This is a genomic window from Actinomadura sp. 7K534 (genome assembly GCF_004348575.1).
In the GTDB taxonomy this organism is placed as follows: domain Bacteria; phylum Actinomycetota; class Actinomycetes; order Streptosporangiales; family Streptosporangiaceae; genus Spirillospora; species Spirillospora livida.
This window is the reverse complement of sequence record NZ_SMKB01000522.1, coordinates 1-822: the sequence shown is the minus strand read 5'-3', so window position 1 is coordinate 822 and position 822 is coordinate 1. Positions and strand designations below refer to the sequence as shown.

1 protein-coding gene is annotated in these 822 nt (G+C 76.2%); it reads right to left on the bottom strand.

Going from position 1 to position 822, the window contains the following annotated elements; genetic code table 11:
* Positions 1-64 precede the first annotated feature (64 nt).
* Positions 65-730, bottom strand: coding sequence for a response regulator transcription factor (locus tag E1266_RS37520; RefSeq protein WP_132055360.1), 666 nt, complete (start codon positions 728-730; stop codon positions 65-67).
* Positions 731-822: the final 92 nt, after the last annotated feature.

Genomic DNA, 822 nt, shown 5'->3' with positions numbered 1-822 from the left:
GTTGCACCGGCCGCCCCGCCCGCCCGGGCCGTACCCGCCGACCGTACCCGCCGCGCGGGCCCGGTCACCGCAGCCAGCCGGGGCGGATCACGCCGGTCTCGTAGGCCAGCACCACCAGCTGCGCCCTGTCCCGCGCCCCCAGCTTGGCCAGGATGCGGCTGACGTGGGTCTTGGCGGTGGCGGGCGACAGCACCAGCCGCCCGGCGATCTCCTCGTTCGACAGCCCCGCCGCGACCAGTTCCAGCACCTCCCGCTCGCGGTCGGTGAGCGAGTCCAGGTCCGCCGCGGGCGGCGGCGCGGTGAGCCGGGACGCGAACTCGGCGATGAGCCGCCGCGTCACGGCCGGCGCCAGCAGCGCGTCGCCGCGCGCCACGACCCGCACCCCGCGGACCAGCTCGGCCGGCTCGGTGTCCTTGACCAGGAACCCGCCGGCGCCCGCCTTGATCGCGCCGTAGACGTAGTCGTCCAGGTCGAACGTCGTCAGGATCACCACGCGGACGGCCTGCAGCGCCGGGTCGGCGACGATGAGGCGGGTCGCCTCCAGGCCGTCCAGGACGGGCATGCGCACGTCCATCAGCACCACGTCGGGCCGCAGCAGCGCCGCCTGCCGCACCGCCTGCTCCCCGTCCCCGGCCTCGGCGACGACCTCGATGTCGTCCTCGCCCTCCAGGATCGACCGGAACCCCGCCCGCACCAGCGTCTGGTCGTCGGCCAGCAGCACCCGGATCACCCGGCCCCCTCCGTCCGCGCACTCTCCGGTTCCGCGGCCGCGGCGCCGCCGTCCACCGGCAGCCGCGCCCACACCCGGAACCCTGTCTCTTA